This window comes from Methanoculleus sp. UBA374, from assembly GCA_002508705.1.
Classification (GTDB): Archaea; Halobacteriota; Methanomicrobia; order Methanomicrobiales; family Methanoculleaceae; genus Methanoculleus; species Methanoculleus palmolei.
In genome coordinates this window covers 23,164-47,165 of sequence record DAYL01000018.1, presented here as the reverse complement: position 1 = coordinate 47,165, position 24,002 = coordinate 23,164, and the positions used below count along the sequence as shown (strand labels likewise).

General features: G+C 61.3%; 23 protein-coding genes. 13 read left to right on the top strand and 10 right to left on the bottom strand.

What is annotated here, in order from left to right:
- Window positions 1-24 precede the first annotated feature (24 nt).
- The 3 genes from BRA42_RS04945 to BRA42_RS04935 form a co-directional block, all read right to left on the bottom strand.
- On the bottom strand, window positions 25-1,386 hold the full coding sequence (locus BRA42_RS04945; protein WP_292408888.1) for a glycosyltransferase: 1,362 nt from the start codon (window positions 1,384-1,386) through the stop codon (window positions 25-27).
- Window positions 1,387-1,488: 102 nt separating this feature from the next.
- A complete protein-coding gene (locus BRA42_RS04940) occupies window positions 1,489-1,914 on the bottom strand; it encodes a response regulator (protein WP_292408890.1) in 426 nt (141 codons plus the stop codon).
- 3 nt (window positions 1,915-1,917) lie between these two features.
- Window positions 1,918-3,720, bottom strand: a complete 1,803-nt coding sequence (locus BRA42_RS04935) for a PAS domain-containing sensor histidine kinase (RefSeq protein WP_342686182.1) — start codon at window positions 3,718-3,720, stop codon at window positions 1,918-1,920.
- A 220-nt stretch (window positions 3,721-3,940) separates the two neighbouring features.
- Between BRA42_RS04935 and BRA42_RS04930 the strand changes: the two genes are divergently transcribed.
- Complete coding sequence (locus BRA42_RS04930) at window positions 3,941-4,621, top strand: 2,5-diamino-6-(ribosylamino)-4(3H)-pyrimidinone 5'-phosphate reductase (protein ID WP_292408895.1); 681 nt, start codon at window positions 3,941-3,943, stop codon at window positions 4,619-4,621.
- 59 nt (window positions 4,622-4,680) lie between these two features.
- Here the strand turns inward: BRA42_RS04930 and BRA42_RS04925 are convergent, their stop codons facing one another.
- Window positions 4,681-5,145: a hypothetical protein gene (locus tag BRA42_RS04925; RefSeq protein WP_292408896.1), complete on the bottom strand. Its 465-nt coding sequence runs from the start codon at window positions 5,143-5,145 to the stop codon at window positions 4,681-4,683.
- Window positions 5,146-5,333: 188 nt separating this feature from the next.
- On the opposite strand from BRA42_RS04925, the gene BRA42_RS04920 reads away from it, so the two are divergent.
- The 6 genes from BRA42_RS04920 to BRA42_RS04895 all read left to right on the top strand — a co-directional run bounded on the left by BRA42_RS04920 (window position 5,334) and on the right by BRA42_RS04895 (window position 13,438).
- The gene (locus BRA42_RS04920) at window positions 5,334-6,923 is read left to right on the top strand and encodes an FMN-binding glutamate synthase family protein (protein ID WP_342686183.1); all 1,590 of its coding nucleotides are present in this window, start codon (window positions 5,334-5,336) and stop codon (window positions 6,921-6,923) included.
- A gap of 516 nt (window positions 6,924-7,439) precedes the next feature.
- Window positions 7,440-9,098, top strand: a complete 1,659-nt coding sequence (locus BRA42_RS04915) for a 2-oxoacid:acceptor oxidoreductase subunit alpha (RefSeq protein ID WP_342770357.1) — start codon at window positions 7,440-7,442, stop codon at window positions 9,096-9,098.
- Window positions 9,095-9,979, top strand: a complete 885-nt coding sequence (locus tag BRA42_RS04910) for a thiamine pyrophosphate-dependent enzyme (protein WP_342771282.1) — start codon at window positions 9,095-9,097, stop codon at window positions 9,977-9,979. The genes BRA42_RS04915 and BRA42_RS04910 overlap by 4 nt, the downstream gene beginning before the upstream one ends.
- A 239-nt stretch (window positions 9,980-10,218) precedes the next feature.
- Window positions 10,219-11,031: an SDR family oxidoreductase gene (locus BRA42_RS04905; protein WP_292408902.1), complete on the top strand. Its 813-nt coding sequence runs from the start codon at window positions 10,219-10,221 to the stop codon at window positions 11,029-11,031.
- A gap of 202 nt (window positions 11,032-11,233) precedes the next feature.
- Window positions 11,234-12,715 (top strand): MFS transporter, encoded by a 1,482-nt coding sequence (locus BRA42_RS04900; protein WP_292408904.1) that lies wholly within the window; start codon window positions 11,234-11,236, stop codon window positions 12,713-12,715.
- A 96-nt stretch (window positions 12,716-12,811) separates the two neighbouring features.
- Entirely contained in the window at window positions 12,812-13,438 is a 627-nt protein-coding gene (locus BRA42_RS04895; protein WP_292408906.1) for a TMEM175 family protein, read from the top strand.
- Here the strand turns inward: BRA42_RS04895 and BRA42_RS04890 are convergent.
- A complete protein-coding gene (locus BRA42_RS04890; RefSeq protein WP_342770353.1) occupies window positions 13,398-15,320 on the bottom strand; it encodes an agmatine deiminase family protein in 1,923 nt (640 codons plus the stop codon). The two genes, BRA42_RS04895 and BRA42_RS04890, sit on opposite strands and share 41 nt — an antisense overlap.
- Window positions 15,321-15,455: 135 nt before the next feature.
- On the opposite strand from BRA42_RS04890, the gene BRA42_RS14495 reads away from it, so the two are divergent.
- Together BRA42_RS14495 and BRA42_RS04885 are read left to right on the top strand one after the other, a co-directional pair.
- Window positions 15,456-15,908 carry a transposase gene (locus tag BRA42_RS14495; RefSeq protein ID WP_342771283.1) on the top strand — a complete coding sequence of 151 codons (453 nt, stop codon included), beginning with the start codon at window positions 15,456-15,458 and terminating at the stop codon, window positions 15,906-15,908.
- A 137-nt stretch (window positions 15,909-16,045) separates the two neighbouring features.
- Window positions 16,046-16,606, top strand: a complete 561-nt coding sequence (locus BRA42_RS04885) for a manganese efflux pump MntP family protein (RefSeq protein WP_292408910.1) — start codon at window positions 16,046-16,048, stop codon at window positions 16,604-16,606.
- Here BRA42_RS04885 and BRA42_RS04880 read toward each other — a convergent pair.
- Window positions 16,603-17,526: a DUF362 domain-containing protein gene (locus tag BRA42_RS04880; protein ID WP_292408912.1), complete on the bottom strand. Its 924-nt coding sequence runs from the start codon at window positions 17,524-17,526 to the stop codon at window positions 16,603-16,605. The genes BRA42_RS04885 and BRA42_RS04880 overlap by 4 nt on opposite strands.
- Before the next feature lie 336 nt (window positions 17,527-17,862).
- Between BRA42_RS04880 and BRA42_RS04875 the strand changes: the two genes are divergently transcribed.
- Window positions 17,863-18,318 carry a hypothetical protein gene (locus BRA42_RS04875; RefSeq protein WP_292408914.1) on the top strand — a complete coding sequence of 152 codons (456 nt, stop codon included), beginning with the start codon at window positions 17,863-17,865 and terminating at the stop codon, window positions 18,316-18,318.
- On the opposite strand, the gene proS is transcribed toward BRA42_RS04875, so the two are convergent.
- Genes proS through BRA42_RS04860 form a run of 3 tightly spaced genes read right to left on the bottom strand, consistent with a single transcriptional unit; the run spans window position 18,319 to window position 21,187 of the window.
- Window positions 18,319-19,752, bottom strand: coding sequence for a proline--tRNA ligase (gene proS, locus BRA42_RS04870; RefSeq protein ID WP_342770352.1), 1,434 nt, complete (start codon window positions 19,750-19,752; stop codon window positions 18,319-18,321).
- Between the two features lie 30 nt (window positions 19,753-19,782).
- Window positions 19,783-20,349: a stage II sporulation protein M gene (locus BRA42_RS04865; RefSeq protein WP_292408917.1), complete on the bottom strand. Its 567-nt coding sequence runs from the start codon at window positions 20,347-20,349 to the stop codon at window positions 19,783-19,785.
- Entirely contained in the window at window positions 20,342-21,187 is an 846-nt protein-coding gene (locus tag BRA42_RS04860) for a DUF63 family protein (RefSeq protein WP_292408918.1), read from the bottom strand. The genes BRA42_RS04865 and BRA42_RS04860 overlap by 8 nt, the downstream gene beginning before the upstream one ends.
- 11 nt (window positions 21,188-21,198) lie before the next feature.
- Here BRA42_RS04860 and BRA42_RS04855 point away from each other — a divergent pair, with 11 nt between their 5' ends.
- Together BRA42_RS04855 and BRA42_RS04850 are read left to right on the top strand one after the other, a co-directional pair.
- Complete coding sequence (locus BRA42_RS04855) at window positions 21,199-22,281, top strand: NAD(P)-dependent glycerol-1-phosphate dehydrogenase (protein WP_342771284.1); 1,083 nt, start codon at window positions 21,199-21,201, stop codon at window positions 22,279-22,281.
- Between the two features lie 7 nt (window positions 22,282-22,288).
- Complete coding sequence (locus tag BRA42_RS04850) at window positions 22,289-22,741, top strand: UPF0179 family protein (RefSeq protein WP_292408923.1); 453 nt, start codon at window positions 22,289-22,291, stop codon at window positions 22,739-22,741.
- A gap of 46 nt (window positions 22,742-22,787) precedes the next feature.
- On the opposite strand, the gene BRA42_RS04845 is transcribed toward BRA42_RS04850, so the two are convergent.
- Complete coding sequence (locus BRA42_RS04845) at window positions 22,788-23,660, bottom strand: ADP-ribosylglycohydrolase family protein (protein ID WP_292408925.1); 873 nt, start codon at window positions 23,658-23,660, stop codon at window positions 22,788-22,790.
- A gap of 69 nt (window positions 23,661-23,729) precedes the next feature.
- Here BRA42_RS04845 and BRA42_RS04840 point away from each other — a divergent pair, with 69 nt between their 5' ends.
- On the top strand, window positions 23,730-23,999 hold the full coding sequence (locus tag BRA42_RS04840; protein ID WP_292408926.1) for a UPF0058 family protein: 270 nt from the start codon (window positions 23,730-23,732) through the stop codon (window positions 23,997-23,999).
- The last annotated feature ends 3 nt before the right edge of the window (window positions 24,000-24,002 follow it).

The following is a 24,002-nucleotide window of genomic DNA, read 5'->3' as shown; positions in this document are numbered from 1 at the left end:
TGAATCGCACCGACCCACCCATCCTCAAGATGGATCGGCCGAGGACCGGGAAGAGCCATCAGTACCGGCGGGGGAGCAGGTAGCCATCCGGGTCGTCACCACCTGCGGGTGGTAGCAGATGACGCTGTCGCGGGCGGTGATCCTGCCGTTCTTCACCTGGTCGATGACGGCGAGGTGGTCCTGCACGCCCCGGGGGAGGAGGTAATACTCCCGCACAAACTCTCTCCCCCGTGCTCCCATCTCCCCGGCCAACTCCTGGTGCCGGAGAAGGTAAAGGATCCGGTCGGCGGTCTCCTGGACCGTCGAGACCAGGTAACCGTTCCAGCCGTCGCGGATCTGGAGCGGTATCCCGCCGACGTTCCCGGCGACGACGGGTTTCCCCTTCCAGAGCGCCTCGGTCACCGTCAGCCCGAACCCCTCTTTTATGGACTTCTGGATGATCACGTCCGATGCCCGCTGGAGTGCGTTGATCTCGCGATGACTGTCCGGCGGGAGGTCGAGGATATGAATGTCGGGATCGTCCTCGGCCGTCTCGCGGACCTCACGCAGAACGAGGTAGCACTCCGGGTCGTCGCACGCCCGCCCGCCGACGAGGACAAGCTGGCAGGGAGTCTTTCGGCGAATTCGCTTGAACGCCTGTATGACGCCGACCGGGTCCTTGAAGACATCGTAGCGGGAGACCTGGGTGACAATCGGCTTTGCCGGGTCAATGCCGTACTTCGCGAGGGTGGCGTCGATCTCAGCCTCGGGGAGGTCGCGGTTCTTCTCGGAGAGAGGGTCGATGAACGGCGGGATGATAAAACTCGGCACGTTCCAGAGGGGGAGGTACTGGAAACTTGAAAATATACTTGCATGGTATTTTTCGACCAGTCGCCTCATGATATTGCCGATGCTGCCTGCGGTCGCGGTGGGCACCGTCTCCAGATGGACGTGGCACCGCCAGAGCAGTCTCTTCCGCTCGAGTTCCCGGGCCGTCAGGAATTCAACGAGACCGAGCGGCTGGGGGTCGTGGACCGTCACAACATCGCTGTCGTCCTCGATCAGCGCTTCGTTCTGCCGCTGGGCCTCCCAGTAGGTCTCAATCATCGACGGGGCGAACCCGTCCCGGCCCTGGAGGAAGTTATGGAGCGTCTTCGTGACATCGAAGAACGCCGGTTCGGCCTCCATGACGCTCCATACGGTCTCAAGACCAAGCGCGTTCAGGAAAGGAACATACGACATCAGGATCTCCGCGACGCCCCCGCCGTAACGGGTCGAGTTGATCTCCTGCAGCCTGACACCGGAAAGACGGTCGACAAGATCCTCAATCGCCGAAAATTGTTCTGCGCCCACGATCCGCTGATATTCCTTGAGGGAAGGACAGCCGGGGAGATCTGTAACGATCATGAGAATGTCACTGCCGGTCAATACGCCCCCGGCCAATAAAATGCCTTTCGGTGTAGGGCAGACGACCGGGGAGGAGAACCGGCGAGGTGCCCCCGAAAAAAACTACCCGCTCCGGATCTGCGGGGTATGGCGACGCTCGTCGTCAGTGTGAGAGGAGGCGTCGCGGGGGAGGACCCGCTCCAGTGCTGATTTCAACTCGGCAAGTGAGATGGGCTTCTCCAGGACGCCGACGATATCATCCGCGTATCGGGAATATTCCTCGGGCCAGACATGCTTTGCGGTAAAGAGCAGGACCGGGATGTCCCTGAACCCCTCATTCCGCTTCAGTTCCTCCAGGAATTGCCATCCATCGATGGGGGACATCATCACATCGAGGATAATGAGCGCGGGTTTCTCTTTCTTGAGCATCCGCAAGGCATCCCACCCGTTGTGAACCAGGAGCGGTTCACGATTGATCCTCCGGAGCAGCAGTTCCATGACCTCCAGCGTCGGCAGGTCATCGTCGACAACCATAATCTTATTTCCCACGATTCATACCTCCTTTGGTATTCTGATGGTGAAGGTGCTCCCCTCGCCCACCACACTCGTCACCGTTATTTCTCCTCCATGCAACCGGACATACTTACGTGCAATCATGAGCCCCAAGCCAATTTTACCGCTTTTGCGGTGCAGTTTTCCGGCATTACCGGTAGAAAACGGCCCAAAGATTGATTCGATAACATCCGCAGGGATACCGATGCCATTATCACACACCATGATATAATGGTTGTTATTTGATTCTGCATAACGGATCCATACGTTCTTTGGTGGTTCATTATACTTAACCGCATTTGATACCAGACACTCCAGCGCCAGAGATAGTTTATCACGATCTCCCCAGATGCTGGCGCTATCCGGGATTTCGTTGGAGATTTGAGCGTCTGGATCATACCCGCCCCGGGAAACGATGGTATCGGCGAGCCGACGGAGGGGTACTTCCTGAGCGAAGAACTCGATGTGATCCATCGTAAGCAGACTCAACTCGACCACCTTCTCGACCACCGCCTGCTCCTGCCTCGAGCACACAAGACAGTTCGCGAGGTACTTCTCCACCTCCTTCGTGAGACCGTAGTGTCCGGGATCTTCGACTATCATCTGAAGATAGCCGATGAGCGGCTGCAATGGCGTGCGCAGTTCGTGGGAGAGCGTGGTGGCGAGCCCTTTCCACTGGTCGACCTCCCAGGTCATCTGCCTGCAGGCAAGCCTTTGCCGCCGCATCTCGGTGGCGTCGTGCGCCGATCCTACGACACCGATGGGGACGCCCTCCACCCCCGTATACGGAGCGATTGTAACGGAGAAGGTATGGCGAACCCCCGCCAGTTCGAGGTCGAGATTGTAGCGGGCATTCTTCTGTTCATCAACCGCTTTACGGACCCGCTCCATGTGCTGACGGGCAAGGTCCTCAGGCAGGAGGGCATCCGCACCGCGTCCGATGAGATCATCGGGAGAGATCCCGTAATCGGGAGCACGCAGCCAGGAGAAGTGGAGGATACGGCCTGCGGCATCCTGCACGAAGAAGATATCGTTTGACTGCCGGATGAGTTCCGTCAGGGTCCTGTTCGACCGGACGGGGTCGGTATACTCCCCCTGGAGCCTGCCGATATCCACAACCGTGCACTCGAAGAGGTTCTCGGGAACAAGAGACCGACAGGAGAGGAGGACCGGGCGGAGACTGCCGTTTCGCGCACGAAAAGTCGTCTCCGCATTCCCGATGCCGCCATCCCGTTTCATCTCCTCGATAAACTGAATTTTCGCATCTTCATCCGCCCAGAGTCTCTCGACCGGGAGGCCAATGAGTTCCGATGGGGTGTAGCCGAGAAGGTCCGCACATCGGCTGTTGACGCAGAGCAGCCGGAGGGTCTCCGGGTCGCAGAGAAACTTTGCACTGCCGGTATCTTTGGCGATCCGTCTGCACCGGGAAACGGTGAGATAATAACTTCGCGAAAAGAGTGTTGTGACACCGAAAACCCAGATGAAGAAGATTGTGTGCAGTCCGGTCGTTAACAGGTCTACGGTAAAACCGAGGATCGAAAGGCATATCCGAATAACTAAAAACCCAAAAATTAGAAAGGCAGTCACGGGAAATCCCTGTCGGGGGAACCAGAGAGCGACAAGGGCTATCGGGATACAATAGGTCAGGGGGCAGAGGAGGTAAGCGTGGGTGTGTTCCGGCGTGACCGCCGTCAGCATGAGTGATACCGTCGAAAATGACAGGATCACAATCATTTTGACGATATCCGTCCCGGTAAAGAGGTCTTCCTGAAAGCGGCTCAAGAGATACCGGTTTAAAGACATATGGGACACACAAGTTATTCATGAATCTATATATAAAACATTCGAAATCATACGAAAACAAATAGATAATATTTCATAAAACGACGTAAAATTCTTCGATGGATGGGGGCGAGTGCCAAATATTTCCCGAGGGCCGGAAGAGGGAGGTGTTGAGACCGCGAGAAACCTCATAGCGTTATTTTAGGGAAAACATATGGTGATCGTCGTGTAACTCTAAATCATGCGTCCTTTTGTCTTCATCAACGTCGCCATGAGCGCTGATGGGAAAATTTCAACACGAGAGCGGCGACAGGTGAGAATCTCGGGAAAGGAAGATTTCTCACGGGTCGACCGGATCAAGGCGGAGAGCGATGCGATTATGGTCGGCATCGGCACCGTGCTTGCCGATAATCCCTCGCTCACCGTCAAGTCACCGGAACTCCGGGCCGAACGGAGATCGGCAGGAAAGGATGAGCACCCCGTCCGTGTCGTGGTGGATAGCCTGGGCAAGACTCCCCCCTCTGCCGACATCCTCCATAAAGGGACCGGAAAGCGTATCGTCGCCGTCTCGCGCAAGGCGCCCCTCGAAAAGGTAGAAGCACTCAGAAAACACGCCGCCGTCATCGTCGCCGGGGATGCGACCGTCGATCTCGCAGTCCTGCTTGACGATCTGTACCGGCAGGGTGTCCGGCGCCTGATGGTCGAGGGGGGCGGAACCCTGATCTGGGGGCTCTTTGCGCAGGGGCTCGTCGACGAACTCCAGACATTCGTCGGCAATATCGTCATCGGCGGGAAGGATGCCCCCACGCCGGCAGACGGCACTGGTTTTCTCCGGGAAGAGGATTTCACGCGGTTACGCATCATCGAGGCAACGCGGTTCGACGACGGCCTCCTGATACGATGGGGTGTGGGGAAGCGATAGATCGGAAGGTCTCGCCCGGATGACCGCTCTCCGAACCGTCCCAAAAAGAGTTATGGAGGTCACGGGACTTCTACAATCTCGTCTTTAACCTTATAGGAGCCGCCCGTGATGAGAGAGACGGTAATCTCCACCCGATTCTCCCCTTTTGCATTGTTAATGATAAGGTCGTCGCCGATACGCGGCTGCAGGGTATCGGTAACGACCTCCCCGGTCGACCGGGTCACGCGCACATCGATGCTCTTTACAAAGTCCTGGCCTTTGCCTCCCCGGAACGCAATGGAGAGGTCGTGCGTAACCCGGGAGGGATAGCCTGGCTCAATCTGGAAAATAACATCTCTTTCCGGCGGCATTGTCTGCGTTGGACCGGGCGTCAATGAGACCGGCGTCGTGGGTGCAGGCGTTGCCGTGACCGTCGGGGTCTCCGTAGGGGACGGCCCGCCGTCGTCGCCGGGATTCGTGCAGGCGGCGCTGAGCGAAAACGCAAGCAGAAGCACAATTAGAGCGGGTAGCAACCTGAAGTTCATAATCCACCATACTCATCAAGATATTTCACCCTTTCGCCATGCTCGCGGCATATCCCGGAACACCGGATATAAATATCAGATGTCGGCGGATCGCATCCAATTGCGGAAAGACCGGGATAGGCGGGCCCGGTAAAAAGTAAGATTTAAATGTGCAGGAAAGAACCTTCTATCTACATACGGGTGCAATGATGAATCTACGAAGACCGAATGCTGACGACGCGACCGGAACAAGTAATCGTTCCCGGGACGTCGTGCCTATGTCCGGCATCTGCAGCCGGTGCGTCGACGGGTGCAAGGGGGCATGCGAGATCTGGCTCTCCTCCTTCCGGGGCAGAGAAGTGCTCTATCCCGGCCCGTACGGTGGGATCACTGCCGGCGCGGACAAAAATTACCCGGTCGATTACTCGCACCTGAACATCCAGGGCTATGCACGGGGTGCAAAGGGTCTGCCGGAAGGCGTCGAGGCCGGGCCGGATACCGCGGTGTTTCCCACCGTCGACACCGGCACCGAGTATGGATGGGATGTCAAGGTCCCGATGCAGGTCCCCGTCTTCACCGGAGCGCTTGGGTCGACCGAGAGTGCCCGGGCAAACTGGGAACACTTCGCCATCGGAGCAGCCATATCGGGCATCACGCTCGTCTGCGGAGAGAACGTCTGTGGTGTCGACCCCGGATTGGTGCTTGACCACAACGGCAAGGTCGGCAAGTCGCCCGAGATGGATCGCCGGATCGAGACCTACCGGAGGTTCCACGACAGGTACGGCGAACTCCTGGTGCAGTTGAACGTGGAGGACACGCGCCTTGGGACCGCAGAATACGTCTCGTCAAAGCACAACCTGGAGACGATCGAGCTGAAATGGGGTCAGGGTGCAAAGTGCATCGGCGGCGAGATCAAAGTCGATAACCTGGGTCGGGCGAACCAGCTCAAGGATCGCGGCTACATCGTCCTCCCGGACCCGGGAGACCGCGAGGTGCGGGCAGCCTTCCGCGGCGGCGCAATAAAAGAGTTTGAGCGGCACTCCCGCCTGGGCTTCGTCACCCGGGAGGGCTTCCTCGAAGAAGTCGACCGGCTCCGCGACGTCGGGTTCAAACGCGTCACCCTCAAGACCGGCGCCTACTCGGCCGTCGAACTCGCGATGGCGCTTCGATACGGAGCCGAGGCGAAGATCGACCTTCTCACCATCGATGGTGCGCCCGGCGGCACGGGAATGAGCCCCTGGCCGATGATGAACGAATGGGGCATCCCGACCTTCTACATCGAGTCCCTCGCCTACCAGTTCGCCGAGCGGCTGAAGGCACGAGGCATCCGGGTCCCGGACATCGCCATCGCCGGCGGGTTTGCGGACGAAGCAAACGTCTTCAAGGGGCTCGCCATGGGAAGCCCCTATGTCAGGGCAGTCTGTATGGGCCGTGCCCTCATGATCCCCGGCATGGTCGGGAAGAATATCGGCAAGTGGCTCGAAGCCGGCGAACTCCCGAAGACCGTCTCGAAATACGGCCGCACGAAAGAAGAGATCTTCGTCTGCTATGAGCAGCTTAAAGAGAAGTATCCCGGCCGGATCGACGAGATCCCGCTTGGAGCAGTCGGGATCTACACCTACACCCAGAAGTTCAGGACCGGACTCCAGCAGATCATGGCCGGCACCCGGAACTTCAACCTCAAGACGGTCACCCGGAACGACCTGATGGCCCTGACCGAGGAGGCGGAAGCAGTCTCCGGTATCCCGTACGTGATGCGCGCCTACCGCGACGCTGCCGAAGCGGTCCTCGACTCGTAGCCCCGAACTATACGGGGGCGGGGAGAGACTCCCCACCTCCTCTCACAGCCGCACGTGAGGGGATGCGTGAGGCAGTCGCGGGTGGGAAAAACAATCCGGAAAGGAATAAACATCCGGAACTGAAATTTTTCTTTTCTTCGTCATTTACGATACTTTTAAGGCGAAGGGTGCCTCCGGTGTGTCCGATATGCCATGTACAGAGAGACCGGCCCTGCCATTCTCACCATCGGGGAGCGGGGTTCATCGGGTCGCACCCTGAAACGGAGTTGCTGCAGCACGGCTACCCGGTCCTAACCTGACGCCGCAGGTGCACGGTCGAAGAGGCAACGACCCGACCATCTCGACCCGGCCGCCCGGGGTTGAGGCCGCAACCACAAAGGGGCAGAAGCGTCCCGCACCCTTCGAGGTACCAACGCCGCCGCGCCTCCCGGTCTGAAAGCCGTCCGGAACTCGCCCTCCGGGGCCACCGGCACAACCTATTTACCCGCAGACAGGCTACGGCACGTTTTGATCACCATGGGCGAATACTCCGTACTGATCGGCGGAAAGGCCGGAGAAGGCATCAACACGGCGGGACTCTCCATTGCCGCCCTTTTCTCCCGCCTTGGCTACCGCACCTACATGTATTTCGATTACCCCTCGCTCATCCGGGGCGGGCACAACTATGCGATCATCCGGGCCTCGGAGAAGCCAACCGGCGCCACCCGCACCCCGGTCGACGTCCTCCTCGCCTTCGACCAGAACGGCATCGAAATCCACCGCGAACGCATTCACGACGGCACGACCGTCATCTACGACGCTTCTCAGGTGGTGAAGGGAGAAGGCTACGGCCTCCCGCTCGACCGGGTCCTCAAAGAAGAAAAAGCACCCCCGATCACCGGGAATTCCGCGATGCTCGGGGCGCTCGCGCGGGCGGCGGGCATCGGACGGGAGGTCCTCGACGACGTCATTCGCGGAAGCGTCCCCGCCAAGCACCTGGAGGCAAACCTCCGTGTCGCAGGCCGGGGCTACGACGCCGTGGACCACGTCTTCACCGTCGAACCGCTCGATGCTCCGGCACTCCCGATCCTGACCGGAAACGAGGTGACGGGGCTCGGGCTCGTCCACGGCGGGCTTGAGTCCTACGTCGCCTACCCGATGACCCCGACGTCAAACCTCCTCCATTTCCTCGCCAGGCATGCCGAAGACCTCGCGATCAAGGTTCTCCATCCGGAGAACGAGATCGGCGTCATCCTGATGGCCCTCGGGCTTGCCTACGCCGGTGAGAAGACGGCGGTCGGCACCGCGGGCGGCGGTTTCTGCCTGATGACCGAAGGGCTCTCCCTCGCCGGTATGGCCGAGGTCCCCGTAACGATCGTGGTGGGGCAGCGGCCGGGCCCGAGCACCGGGATGCCGACCTACACCGCTCAGGGCGACCTCCACTTCGTCCTGAACGCAGGCCAGGGGGAGTTCCCCCGGCTCGTCGTCGCCCCCGGAGACCTCGGGGAGGCCTACGCCTGGTCGGCGACCGCCCTCTCGCTCTCCTGGAAATACCAGGTTCCCGCGATCATCCTGACCGACAAGACGCTCGCGGAAGGGGCCTACTCCTTCGACATCGGGGCCGTCCCCCCGCTCCCGGACCGGGAACCGAAACTCTGGGACGGTGCAGGAGAGTATCGGCGGTATGCGCGGACAGAAGACGGGGTATCGTCGCTCGCCTTCCCGGGGAGGAAAGGCGCCGCCGTCAAGGTGAACAGTTACGCCCACGACGAGGCCGGAATCACCACGGAGGCGTCAAAGGATGTCCGTGCGCTGCAGGAGAAGATGCTCCGAAAAGGCGAGAGCCTCTCGGCGGAACTCGCAGCCTATCCTGCGGTGCAGGTCTACGGCCCTCACGACGCCGAAAAGACGGTCGTCTGCTGGGGATCGGAGAAGTGGGCATGTATCGAGGCCGCCGAGCGATTCGGAGCGCGGGTCGTCCAGCCGCTCGTTCTCGCACCTTTCCCTGTCCGGCAATGGGAAGAGGCGATGACCGGGACAGGTCGAGTCGCCTGTGTTGAGGACAACGCCACCGGACAGTTCGCCCGCCTTCTCCGGCAGCAGGGTTTCGACCCCGGCCAACCGGTCCTGAAGTACGACGGGCGGCCGTTTGAGGTCGATGAACTGGAGGCGCGACTCGGGGAGGTCTTCGTGTGAGCCCGGAGCGGCCTGCCGGAAAGGCGGCCGGAGGGCTGATCACCCCGGCGGAGAACACCTGGTGCCCCGGGTGCGGCAACTTCGCGATCCAGCACATGATGAAGTCGGCCATCGCCGAACTTTCGGAGGAGGAGGGGATACCGCTTGAGAACTTCGTCCTCCTCGGCGGCATCGGGTGCCACGGGAAACTGGTCGACTACCTGAACGTCAACAGTTTCTACGGCATCCACGGGCGATCGATCCCGGCGGCCACCGGGATGCGTCTCGCAAACCCGGAACTCAAGGTCATATGCCACGTCGGGGACGGCGACATCTACGCCGAAGGGCTCGACCACCTCATCTTCGCGGCCAAACGGAACAGCGACATCACGGTCATCGTCCATGACAACCGGGTATACGGGCTGACGACGGGGCAGTACACTCCGACGTCGCCCACTGGCTTTAAGGGCCGTTCAACACCCGGCGGAATAACGGAGCACCCCATAAACCCTCTCGAGGTGATGCTTGCCGCCGGGGCGACCCACATTGCACGGGGCTACACGAAGAAGGTCCGGCACCTCAAGGACCTCTTTAAAGAAGCGATCCTGCACCGGGGGTTCTCGTTCGTCGACGTCCTCCAGATCTGCGCTACCTACTTCAACCTGACCGACTACTACAACGCTCACGCTTACGAACTGCAGGAGGGCGATGTCGAGACCGGTCGGTCCGGGAGTGCCCTTGAAAAGATCCGGGAGTGGGACTATAATCAGGATGCGCCGATACCGCTCGGGACGTTCTATTCGGTTGAAAAGCCCCTCTACGAGGAGGAGTTTCAGGCGCTCACCGCCGGGAAGCCGGACCGGCGGGCGCTCGTCCGAAAGATGATCGAGGAGTGGCGGTAACTCCCGTGCGGTGCAGGGTCCCCACCTGGAAATTTTCTTCCACAAGCGCCTCAATCATCAGGAAAGGGTCGTGGTTTCGGTCGTTCGTGAAAACACAGGCTGTTCCCGGCTTTCCTCGTTCCGCCGGGGCCGACCCCATGTCGGCACGGCATCCGGGGGAGACCTTCATAACCCTCCGGCACCTAGGGGGGCCCGGGGCGGGCAAGGGTGCCCGGACCCAGAGAGGAGTGGGCAGAGGTATGAAACGACTGGAAGGAAAGAACGTCCTCATTACCGGCGGTTCAACAGGCATCGGCCGGGCGACGGCGATCCGGTTCGCGGACGAAGGCGCAAACGTCGCCATCAACTACCATTCAAGTGCGAGGGAAGCAGAGATCACGCTTGCGGAGGCCCAAAAGACCTGCAGCATCATCCGTGAAAAGGGGTGCGGGGAGATGCTGGTCCAGGGAGATGTCGCCAGCGAAGAGGATGTCAAACGCATCTTTGCGGAGGTCCTCGGGGCGTGGGGAAGGCTCGATATCCTGGTCAACAACGCTGGCATTCAGGTCAAGAGCCCGACCCACGAGACGACCATGGGCGCCTACGACCGGGTCCTCGCGGTGAACCTCCGGGGCGCGTTCCTCTGCGCCCGGGAGGCGGTGCGGCACTTCCTCGACCGCGGGGGCGGGGGCGTGATCCTCAACAACACGTCTATTCACGAGACCGTCCCGAAACCGTACTACGCCTCCTATGCGGTGAGCAAAGCCGGGATACGGGCCCTCGGGAGGATACTCGCGCTCGAGTACGCCGGGCAGGGCATCCGGGTCAACACGGTCGCTCCGGGCGCGGTCGTCACCCCGATAAACCGGGAGTGGGCGGACGACCCGGCGAAGAGGGCCCTGGTGGAAGCGCACATCCCGATGGGCCGCGCCGGAGACCCCGAGGAGATCGCCGGGGTCTTCGCTTTCCTCGCATCGGACGAGGCCGCCTACATCACGGGACAGACAATCTACGTAGACGGCGGGCTGACCCTCTACGCTGATTTCAGGACGCCGTGGTCGTCGGGGAGTTGAGAGATCTGAGGCGGTCTCTGCGGATCACCGTTCAGAAGACTCCGGCGAGGTGCCGGTAATTATTCAAACAGATTAATATAATTCAATTTTTATACAATAAACCCGGGGAAATAGTTCCCGGCACGGGGTCTGTCGGAGATATTCCGACACAGTTTAAGGAGAGCGGTTCCGTGAGCATCGAAAGCAGAGACCCGGGTAGAGCATGGTCTTTGAGGTAAAAGAGAGTCTGACGGGCGAAGAAGTCCGCCACGGCTTAAAACTCGTTATAAGAGACGGCCTTGCCACCCAGGCGATGGTGACGCTGACCGGCGGCATCTTCCTTGTAGCCTTTGCCCTGCTGCTCGGCGCATCGAACACCGTCGTCGGTCTGCTCGCCGCCATCCCGCCGCTCGCAGAACTCCTGCAGATCCCGGCCATCTACGTCGTCGAACGTATCCGCAACCGGAGGCTGGTGGTCGTGGCGGCGTCGCTCGCCGCCCGCATCTGCTGGGTCCCCATCATCCTGATACCGTTCTTCCTCTCGCCGCAGCAGGGGGTGTTCGTGCTCATCGCCGCAATCGCCCTCTATGCGTCGTTCTCGGCGATCTCCCACTGCGGCTGGAACTCCTGGATGCGGGACCTGATACCGCAGGACCGGCTCGGGGCCTTCTTCTCCCATCGACTGACCCTCTCCACGGTAATCGCACTCGTCGTCAGCCTTGTCGCCGGTTTTTTCATCGACTCGTGGGAGGCCGTCTTCCCGGATCTCGCAGCCTACGGCTACTCCGCCCTCTTCCTCTTCGGTCTCATCGCCGGCCTCATCGGGATCGTGTTCCTCGCCCGCACGCCCGAACCCCGGATGGTCGTCGAAGGCGGGGAGGCCGGCCTCTTCGCCACTATCAAAAAACCGTTTGCGGACCTCAACTTCAGAAACCTGGTCATCTTCCTCGGCTCCTGGAACTTTGCCGTCAACCTCGCGTCGCCGTTCTTCACGGTATATATGCTGCAGAGCATCGGCCTCGACATCTCGATCGTCGTCGCCCTCAGCGTCCTCAGCCAGGTCATGAACATCATCTTCTACCGGTCGTGGGGCCGGGTCTCCGACCGGTTCTCCAACAAATCGGTCCTTTCCGTGAGCGGCCCGCTCTTCATGCTCGCGATCTTCGCGTGGATGTTCGTCACCCTCCCCGGCGTCTACGTCCTGACCTACCCGCTGCTCATCCTCATTCACATCCTCATGGGGATCTCGCTTGCGGGGGTCTCGCTTGCCTCAGGGAACATCGGCCTGAAACTGGCTCCACAGGGCCAGGCGACCAGTTATCTTGCAGCAAGCACCTTCGCAAACTCGGTCGCCGCCGGCGTCGCCCCGGTCCTCGGCGGGCTCTTCGTGGATTTTTTTGCCGAGCGGGAGCTCATCTGGACCCTGATCTGGAAAGACCCGGTGCAGGAGATCGTCTTTGTCACCCTCGACCTGCAGCAATGGGAGTTTTTCTTCCTGTTCGCCTTCATCCTCGGGCTCTATTCGCTCCACCGCCTGACGGCGGTGCAGGAGGAGGGAGAGGCGAAGGAGCAGGAGGTCGTCGACGAGCTCATCGCGGGGGTCCGGCGGGATATGCAGAACTTCTCCCCGGCCGGGGGCCTCCGGGATATGGTGAAATTCCCCTTCTCGGCCATACGGGACCGGCGGACGAAGAAAAAACGTTGACGGGTCCGGACGGCGTCGTCCCGCTCCCAGGTCCCGCCTCGAAGGCAACGCACACCATTATATCTGGCCGGCTCCTCTCAACAGGGATCGTTAGAGATGGGACGGAGAGACAGCAAGGGTCGGGAAGCCGGGGCGCCGTCCGGTTTTCCAAAGAATAGGACGGAGTCGCTCACCGACGGGATATTTGCCTTCGCCATGACCCTCCTGGTCCTCAGCCTCGATGTCCCGGCAGGCGCCCACGACCCTTCCAACGCTGCCGTCGTGGCGATGCTTGCCGGCCTGGTTCCTAACTTCTACCACTACCTCCTCGCGTTCTTCATCCTCGCGTCCTTCTGGGTAGCCCATCACGCCCAGTTAGACCGGCTCCGGTATATCGATCGCCCCTTTCTCTGGATCAATATCGCGACGCTCATGTTCGTCACGCTGGTCCCGTTCACCGTCTCCCTCATCGGCGACTACCCCGACGCGACCTTCGCAGCAATCGTCTTCGAGGTTAATCTTCTTGTTCTCGGCCTGCTCTTTGCTGCCCAGTGGCGGTATGCCACAGGAAGCAGCCGGCTTGTCCACCCCGGCACCGACGTACGGCGCGGAAACCTGCGGGCGATGGTGGTTCCGGTCATCTCCGCCATCGCGATACTGCTCGCAATCGCCGGCATGACCTGGAGCACCGCAATCTACGTGCTCATACCTCTCGTGACGCGTCTTCTGCCCCGGGACAGGTGATGGACGGCTGCTGCTGACTGATGCAGTGGACCGCACCGAAACCCGCGACCATCGCCGTGCAGTCGATGCCGACGACCTCCCGATCGGGGAAGACCCGTCGGATTCGCGCCAGGGCGACCTCGTCGTTCGGGTGTTCGAAGACCGGCACCAGCACGACGGTATTACCTATGTAGAAGTTCGCATAACTCGCCGGCAGCCGGTCCTCGCCGCCGACGCTCACCGGCATCGGGAGCGGGACGACGGTCAGGGGAGTGCCGTCCTGATCGGTCGAGGCCTGGAGGATCGCGTAGTTCTCCTGCAGGGCGGCGTAGTTCTCGTCGTCCGGGTTCTCTTCGACGGCACAGAGAACCGTTGTCGGGTTCACGAACCGGGCGAGATCGTCGATGTGGCCGTCGGTGTCGTCGCCGGCAATCCCTCGCTTCAGCCAGATAACGTGACCGGCCCCGAGATAGGCCTCCAGGTATGCCTCGATATCTCCCCGGGAGAGGTGCGGGTTCCGGTTTGCGTTTAAGAGGCACGCCTCCGTCGTGATCACTGTGCCGCACCCGTTCACCTCGACCGAGCCGCCCTCAAGAACGATCCCGGGCGTGAAGAGAGGGAGACGAAGGGTGTGGTTCATGAAGAGCGGGACCCGGGTATCTCCCAGAAGTTCCGGGTATTTCTCTCCCCAGGCGTTGAACGTCCAGTTCACCATCGCGAGGCTCCCGGTCTGCCGGTTGACCACAAACGTCGGCCCGTAGTCCCGGAACCAGACGTCGGCGTAATCGGTGCCGTGAAATCTGACACCTTCCGAACCGACGCCTTCCTCATTCAGCATCGCTTCGACCCGAAAGCGCATCGCTTCGCCGGTGATGAGCAGGTTGACGGTTTCGGACTCACGGAGCGCCGCGATGATCCTGACGTAAGCATGCTCCACTGCAGCAAGGTCGGGGAACGTCTCCCGGTCATGGGGCCAGGCGAGCCAGACGGCATCGTGCGGTTCCCACTCTGCAGGCATACGGTAGCCGAGAGCCCGTGGGGTCCTGCCCGGCGGGAGCCTCCGGGTGAGCGCCCCGTAGGTCTCCGGCCGCCGGTTCCGGAAGAACCCCCAGCCTTCCCGGACGATCTCGTTCTCCGAGAAATCGACCTCCACGACGAGGACTTCCTCGTCAATCCCGCCTGCCCGGGCAAGAATGTTTCCGAAAGCGTCGGCAACGAACGAACTCCCGAAAAACCGAAGACTCCCCTCGTCGCCCACCCGGTTGACGGCGGCGACGTGGACGCTGTTTGCGATCGCGTGGCCCCGCTGGACCGTCTCCCACGCCTCGCGCCAGTCGCCTTCCGGCGGTTTCTCCCCGACGATTCGGCCGATGGCGGTCGGGTAGAAGATGATATCGGCACCCTGCAGCGCGACGATTCTCGCAGGCTCCGGGAACCACTGGTCGTAGCAGATGAGCACGGCAATCCGCCCGTACCGGGTGTTGTAGACCCGATAGCGGTCCCCCGGCCGGAAGTAGGTCTTCTCGTAGAAGAGGGGGTCATAGGGGATGTGCACCTTCCGGTAGGGAGGAAGGGCCCGTCCGTCGGCGTCGATGACCGCCGCTTCGTTGTAGTATTCTCCGGACGGAGTCCGCTCATAAAGCGGCACGACGATCACCACGCCGTGTTCGCGGGCAAGCGCTGAGAATGCCCGGGTTGAAGGGCCGGGGACGGTCTCGGCGTAAGCGGAGGCGTCCATCCCCTCATACTGCGGGAAGTAGGGGGTCCGGTAGAGCTCCGGCAGGCAGAGGACCCGGGCCCCCCTCGCGATGGCCGCTCTCGCCATATCGAGTGTGTGGGCAAGGTTGCGGTCGGGGTCATCGCTCACCGCCGTCTGGATGAGGCCGATCGTTTGCGTGCTCATGGTATCATCTCTCCGTATCGATAGGACACTCCAGCGTTTTATCTCTTCGGGGCTCTCGGGGCAGAGCGTGAAGACCCCGGTCGAGAGAACCGGGGATGACACGGCACAACCCAGAGGGTTGTGCCTGTCAGGAAGATGCAGAGCATCTTCCGTGAAGCGGCGTCCCTTCTTCACTTTCACCCCGCCCGGCTCTTCTTTTATATCAAAGAACGAGAGATTACTCATGTGTCAACCGTTCCACCCAGAACGCGGGACACCTCCTCAAGGTTCATCGGATTTTTAACCTACAAGGCAGCCCTTGCAGGTAAGAAAGTAATAACAATCGATGAACAGGCCACGACGAAGACCTGCTGTGTCTGCGGAGCGGTTCACGATATGCCGCTTTGGAAACGAGTTATGGACTGTGAATGCGGGAACCGCATCGATAGAGACCAAAACAGTGCGGTCAACATCATGGTGCGGTTCCTATCACAACATGCCCTGTGGACGGGCTATCGGCAGTTCGCCGGGAATCTGCGACAAACAGGTCCGGAGCTTCCAGAAGTTCCAGTACACTCGCAGGAAGCCCCACCCTTATGGATGGGGTAGTTCACACCAACCGCAGAATCGGCACGGGAGATAACCTCCGGCCGGAGATCGTGCTTGCGCACTCTTTGCGCGAAGTTGCGAAGCCTTGCCGGGGCCATAGCGTTATCCGGTCTCGCGGCCAATAGATACCCGGAGAAATGGGGTTCGCGACAACTCTCCTCATCGCAGTTGGCCTCGGGGCGGACGCATTCGCCGTCTCGATCAGCGGAGGGGCCACCGTGCGGGAAGACCGGGGTCGGTGGGCCCTCATCATCGGAGCGCTCTTCGGCGGGTTCCAGGCCGGAATGCCGGTGCTCGGGTGGCTCGGCGGCATAAGTCTTGCTTCGCTCATCGGGGCCTACGACCACTGGATTGCTTTCATTCTGCTTGCTCTGATCGGCGGGAAGATGATCCGCGAGGCGGTCCGTGGAGACGGCGAGAACGTGCAGTTTGCCGCCGGGAGCGTGATCACGCTCCTCCTGCTCGCCGTTGCGACAAGCATCGACGCCCTCGTCGTCGGCGTCACCTTTGCCCTGCTGGACACCTCGATCCTCATGCCCGCAGTCACAATCGGCCTCGTCACCTTCGCCCTCTCCGCCGCCGGGGTGCTGATAGGGAGTTCGCTTGGCCGGGTGTTCGGGAGGAAGGTGGAGGTCTTCGGGGGGGTCATCCTGATCGCCATCGGCCTCGAGATCCTGATCGACCACCTCTTCTTCTAAGCGGTCTCCTCGTCCAGGACCCGCCGCATATCGAAGACCAGGTCTTTGCTCTCGGAATCGAGCGCAACGAGCCTGAGGTCCTGGGCCGACCCGACCCCCACCCCGAGTTTCGCCGCCCGGGCGATCGGGTCCATCTCAAAGATCCGGCCCCGCATCACCTCCGGCGTCGAACCGTAGCGCCGGAGCAGGGCAATCCCTGCAGCATCGAGGGCGACCCGGTCGGTGCTCGCGAGCATGATGTTCGGGGCCACAAGACCGCCCCTCTCGGGCCCCCCGGTCGAGAACCCCTCCGTTGCATCCAGCAGGGCAAGGTCGCAGGGGAAGAAACGGTTAATCTCGGCGATCATCCTGCGCTGGTGCGGCGACGAATGCAGTTCCGCCATGTAGTTGTAGCCGTTTCCGGGGTTCTTCTTCGCAACGGCCCCTACCGGATTCTTCAGGGAGAGGGAGACCTGCCCGCCGAACCGGTGGGTCTTCAGGCAGCAGGTCTGGACCACCGCATCGGCCTCCCGGAAGATCCGGGCGATCAAGAATCCCCGCTCCCAATGGAGACCGTCGGGCGGGACGGCCTCCCATCCCGCGAGGGGGAGGTCGTCGAGCGCCACCACCTCCGCTCCCGCCCGTGCCGCGACGTCGAGAGCGCCCCGGTTTTGCAGTACCTTCCGGGTCTCTCCCATCCCGCTCCGCTCCCCGAGCCGCACTACCCGGGCACCGGCATCACGGACCTGTCCGAGGATCGCTTCCAGCGTATCCGGGTGAGTGGTCGCGGGAAAAGGATCGTCGCTGTTGAAGTTCGCTTTGACCGCAACGGTCTTCCCGTCGAGGGGAGAAAGACCGATCTCGCGCCAGAGCGACCCGACGGCGTGATCGCGATCAGACGCATCGATAACGTAGACCAGGGATGCTGCAGGGGAAGCCATGCGAGCGAAGTGCCTCGTCACCCCATATAAACATACGCCGGCCGGTCCGCATGCGCCCCGTCTCGGCGGGAGCAACCGCTTCCGGACGCTTGCAACGGCACGGGACGGGCGGGTGCCGGGGGTTCCGCCGTCCCGGGAAGACGGACCGCAAACACCCCCGGGTGAAGAGATCCGGGCGCCTCATTCGACACGTATAAGAGCACACCAAACGCAATACGTAGTAAACCTCAAGGCAATCGTAAAGACCGCGCGTACGCGCGTGGAATGCTCCCGGAAGGCAAAACGGCCCCGCCCTCTGCTTCCCGGGAGAAGAGAAGGTATGAGGCCAGTACAACCATGACTTCCAGAATGCATACCCCCCACACCACCTGTCCCAGCTGCCACGAAGAGGTCTTCCTGGACGAACTGGTGGGTGGGCGCTGTCCCCTCTGCGGGTATTCCCTCGATGAAGACGACGGGACCTGCAGTGAGTATGAGGAGACCCTCGAGCGCTCCGATCTTGGGTGGATGATCTTCCAATACTTTGTCTTCAAGCAGTTCTGCAGCGAGGGAGCAGCCCCGCTCCAGGTCATGCAGGTCCTCTCCCGATACGAGGACCTCGCCCAGTGCAACACCGCCGACGCGGAGAAGATGCAGTTCACTCTGGAAGTTTCGATGAGCCGCTGGGAGCGGCTGCTCCCGAAGAGATGCGCAAAATGCGGGAGAATATTCTTCCAAGGCGGAAAAGCGGTGATCTCGGGAGACCTCTCATCCCCCGAGCACAAAAGAACGTATATCTGCCCGTCCTGCTGATCAGTAGGTCCGGGCGACCAGAGTGGACGTGCCGTTCCCGCCGCAGGCGATGCACGGGCCGGCCGAGACGGTAATCAGGTCCGACCGAATGTCGGACCCGAGGATGCTTGCATCCGTCGCCGCCTCAATCTTTTCTGCGCACTCCTTCGACCCGCACCAGTGAACGACCGCAACCCCCCGCTTCACCGCTTCGGTGGTCTCTTCAAGGGTATCCGTCACGGCGATCCGGTCGGCCATCGCCTGCCGCGCCGTCTGCGAGAGTTCTTCTCCGAACTCGGCGAGGACGGAGATGACGCCTTCGACGACACCGCGCCGGTCAAGCGTGATCTTCCGACCGAGCCGCGTGACGGCGACGACCGTGTTAGCATCGATATCGCGCGGTCCGATCTCAACTCGCAGGGGGACGCCGCGCATCTCCCAGTGGTAATACTTCGCGCCCGGACGCATATCCCGGTCGTCCAGTTTCACGGTAAATCCAGCGTTCCGGAGATCTTTCTCGACCGTTGCAGCCGCCGAGAGCACCTCCTCGCGCCGCTTTCCGACGATGATCGGCACGATGACGATTGCTATCGGCGCAACTTCCGGCGGCAGGACGAGCCCCCTGTCGTCGCCGTGAACGCTGATAGTCGCCGCAATCGATCGTTCGGAGATGCCGTAGCAGGTCTGGTAGGCATACCGCCGCTCCCCGTTCGCGTCCTCGAAGGTAATATCGTAGGTGCGGGAGAAGTGGTCGCCGAGCATATGCGCCGTTCCGATCTGGAGCATCTTCCCGTCGGGCATGACCGTGTCGACCGCCATGGTGTAGTCGGCGCCCGGGAACTTGTCCCAGTCCGGGCGGCGGGATATGATCACCGGGACCCGGAGACGGTCGTAGAACTCCCGATAGAGGCCGAGCGCAGTCTCGACCTGCACCGCCGCCTCCTCCCGCGTCGCATGCACGGTATGCGCCTCTTTAAACGAGGTGATCTCCCGGAGACGGATGAGCGGGCGGGTATGCTTCGTCTCGTAGCGGAAGGTATTGACGATCTGGTAGAGTTTCAGAGGCAGATCGGTGTGGGACCGGATCCAGAGGGAGTACATCGGGTAGATGGCGGTCTCGCTCGTGGGCCGGAGGGCGAGCGGTACGTCAAGTTCGTTCCTGCCGCCGTGGGTGACCCAGTAGACCTCGTCTTCGAAGCCCTTGATGTGCGCGGCCTCCTTCATGAACTCGGTCTCGGGGATCAGGAGGGGGAACAGCGTCTCGGCATGGTCGCGGTCCATCAGGCCCCGGAGTATCCCGTAGACACGTTTCCTGATGGCGAACCCGTGGGGATACCAGACGTAGAGCCCCTTAACCGGGTAGCGAACGTCCATGATCTCGGCCCGCCAGAGGACCTCATTGTACCACTGGGAAAAGTCTTCTTTCCGGGGAAGTGCGCCTGTATCTTCTTCCATCCGTCTCCTACCTCAAAAAGTATGGTTGCTCTAAACGATCATACTTAGGATTGCCGGCGTAATAAATGCCTCCACGACCGCCGCAGCCGCGAGGAGCGGGACGACGATCCGGAGGAAGAGGCGGGCCAGCGGCGCTGCCCGGGCGGCGGCATCGCCGTTGCCCTGCCACTCGGCGGTGAGTTCCAGCCCGAGGAGGAGGCCGAGGCCCCCCGCAATGAGGAAGGCGGGGATCTCGAAGATGCCGTGCGGTATGAGCGCCGCGGCAATGTAGGGGAGACCCTGCTGCTGCCGCACGAGTTCCATCACCGCACCGATCAGAAACCCGTTGGCCGAGAGGATCAACACCGTGATTATGCCGAGCGAAGCCCCTCCGAGAAAGAGGAGGAGACAGGCCGTCAGGTTGTTCAAGAACAATTTTACCGCAAGAACCGCCGGTGAATCGGAGCGGAGATCGCCGGCGACCTGCTCGGCAAAGAGGGTCGTGACCTCCTCTCCGACGCCAGGGTCGCGGGTCACGACAACGACGCCGAAGGCGACCGCGACGGCAAAAACGACGGCTGCAAATCCTGCAGCCCAGGCAAGCCAGTGTTCAGACATAGAGCACCATCCGCACCGTATCCCGGATACCCGGCGCCATGCCGACAACGATCATGGCAAGCAGGATGAGGTACCAGAGGTCGGAGTTGCCCTCCCGTCGGTAGATCTCAAGGACGTATACGGCGGGGATAAGCACCACGATCTTGAGGAGGAACATCGAGAACGCGGTGCCGGTCAACTCGATCAGATTCGAACCCACGACATGCTGTTCAACGTAGTGAATGGGGTGAAGGTCGATGCCATAACTTGTGGCGCTCGCATCCAGCATGTGGCCGAAAATGAGGAGTTTATAGAGGATATTTGATGCGTAATCCCATTTCAGACCGTAGACCAGGAACGCCCAGAGGGCAAGCGACGACGCGAGTGCGAGGATAAGGATGGTGACAAGGACGTCGAGCGCAATCGTTGCCTCGGTGAGGCCGAACCATACGAGCACCGCGGCGGTGATAAGAGAGGCGACGATGCCCGCTCCCCCGTAGACCCGGCTGTAGCGGGAGACGAGCCCCGCATTCTCCGCGAGTTTACCGAGAAACAGGGCGACTCCCGCAATCGCAAAGATCAGGAAGAAGATCAGGGGCGTGATCAGGAGGAAATGGAAGTCGGACGTGATCATCCCTGTATCCTCGACTACCCGCAGGAGCCCGCCGAGGACGACGAAGGGCAGGGTCGAGAGTATGAGTTCGTCATCGATGGCGATCTTATACCGCCGGAGCCCCCGGTAGACGAGGTAAACCGCTGCGATGAGAATCAGGGCGTAGGTCAGCGTATCGACGAGCGTATACGGTTGGCCGTAACGGATGGGATCTATGTAATATTTGTAGAGGAACTCCCTAATCATTACTGATCTAAATGAGCGCAGACCGCATAAACCTACTCAGAACCAAAGTCTTCGACAAATCAAAATGGATGCAGCTCCCTCGCGACGTCGTCGTCGGTCACGACGCCATCGAGCAGATCCCGGCTGTCTGCGAAGACCTTGCTCTCGGCGATTCTGTGCTCATCGTATCGGGGAAGCAGACACGGGATGTTGCCGGGAAGAGGGTCGAAGCACTCCTCGCCGGGTCCTATGACGTTACAACGTTTACCATCGACGGCGGCGAGCCCGTCGAGACGATCCGGAAGGCCGAAGCGGCGTCGGCAGAAGCCGGGTTCGTCATCGGCGTCGGGGGAGGCCGGGTCATCGATACCGCAAAGATCGCCGCTTACAATGTCGACCGTCACTTCATCAGCGTCCCGACCGCCGCATCGCACGACGGGATCGCCTCATCGAGGGCCTCGGTCCCGACCGCCGACGGGAACGTCTCGCTCGCCGCCGAGCCGCCCATCGCCGTCGTTGCCGATACCGCCGTCATTGCGTCGGCGCCCCACCGGCTGCTCGCGTCCGGGTGCGCGGATATCATAGCGAACTGCACCGCAACCCTCGACTGGGAACTTGCCCACCGCCTTACGGGAGAACCGGTCTCGGAGTATGCGCTGACGCTCGCCCGGATGACCGCCGAGATCCTCTTTCAAAACGCCGACCTTATCAAACCACATTCCGAGGAGAGCGCCTGGATCGTGACGAAAGCGCTGGTCTCTTCGGGGGTCGCGATGAGCATCGCGGGGTCTTCACGGCCCGGCAGCGGTGGCGAGCACAAGTTCTCCCACGCGCTGGACCGGCTCGCGCCCGGGAAGGGCCTTCACGGGGAGCAATGCGGTATCGGGGCGATCATCACGATGTACCTCCACGGCGGGGACTGGGAGGCGATCCGCGACTCGCTGCGGAAGATCGGCGCACCGACCACCCCCGCCGAGATCGGGGTCGACGATGAGACGGCCGTAGAGGCGCTGCTCGCCGCCCGGCAGATCCGGCCGGAACGGTTCACGATACTGGATATGGGACTGACGCCGGAGTCGGCGCGGAACCTTGTGAAGATGCTCTACCGGGAGTGAGGCGGAAATGGCAAAGGAGAAGACGAAGGTGACGCTGATCGGCGCCGCGCTTGCGAGAGAGGGGCTTGAGTTCGTCTATGAAGGCAACACCTGCGCGGAGTGCGAGGGCTGCAAGGTCCAGAAGGTCTGCCACAACCTGCAGCCGGGGAAGAAGTACCAGGTCGTGGGGGTCCGCTCAAACACCCGGCACGACTGCCCGGTCCATCATGAGGCGGCGGTCGCGGTCGATGTGGCGGAGGCCCCCATCGTCACGCTTATCGGCTCCGACATGGCGATTATGAACTCAAAGGTGAGTTACGAGTTCTCCTGTCCGAGGGGCGGCTGCCGGAGTTACCGGCTCTGCCGTCCCGACGGCATCATCGAGGGGGAGAAGTACGTCGTCGGGGAGGTTCTCGGCAACGCTCCTGACGTCTGCGAGCGGGGCCGGTCCCTGAAACTGGTGGAACTGCGACCAATCTGACGTTACCGTATCGAACCGTCGTTACGGGAAAGTCTTTTTTAGAGTACTATGCCCGGCTAACCCGGGCAAGCCGGCGGGCGAGGGCCAGGAGTTCTTCCCGGTCCTGGAGTGCCGAGAGCCACGGCGCAGGTATCGCCTCGTATCCATAGCGCGCTCCGGCAAGACCGCCGACGATCGCACCGACGGTATCGGCATCGCCGCCGAGGTTGACCGCCGCGACCACCGCTTCGCGGAAGGATGACGCCTCCATGAAGACCCTGACGGCACAGTGGGTGCAGAGGACGGCGTCAAGCGAGGGGTCGGGCGGGTGCTCCCGGTAATCTTCGAGCAGTGCCCGGAGTTCGGTATCGCGGCAGGCGGAGAGGGCCTGCCCGAAGGCCGCACCCACCCCTTCGCCCCGACAGATCCCGCTGACCATCCGGTTGACGAACGCCGAGGCTTCACCGGCGACGGGGTCGTGGTGAGTGACCCCCGACGCGGCGAGGCTCACCTCGCGCACCTCCTTTGGCGGGTAGAAGATGCCGACCGGTATTCCGCGCATGACGCTCCCGTTGCTACGGCTCCCGCCTCTGGTCTCGTGCACCAGCCTTGCGGCGGCCCCGGGGCTGACGCCCTCTTCGATCAGGTCGAGGACCGCCCGGGACGTCGGTCCGAAAAACTTCGGATGGGCTCGATATATCTGAACAAGCCTTTTCGCGAAGTCTTCCGGATCGAACCCACCGCGCCGGACAAGCGTCTGTGCAAGAGCCGACGCCTGCAGGGTATCGTCGGTGTACTGTCCGGGAAGGGTGTTGTGAATCCCGCCTCCCTGCATTTCCGTTACGACAAATGGGCCCGGCGGAAGGCCTTCCAGGGGCGCGCCCAGTGCATCGCCTATTGCAAGCCCGATAAACGCCCCGACCGCCTGCATCTCATTCATTATAAAAAGATCACCAACAAATTATATCTACCCGAGGGCAGTAGTTATTCTTCGAGGAAAGGTGATATTGTGCAAAAAGAAGAGCTTCTCCACTTACACATGCTGTTAGTCCACATCAAGAAATATTATGAAACCACAACCGGGGAGACCATATCGACCGACCAGTACAATGCTCTCCACATCTCACCAGTCCATATCCATAAGAATAAGGTCACCCATAAAAAGGCTATTCTGACGCTTGGTAACGAGATTGTCCAGCACATCAGGGCCAATCACAATCCCTACATAGAATACCACGCCGATTTTCAGTCGTCAGAACGGGTTGCAACCGAACATTAAGCG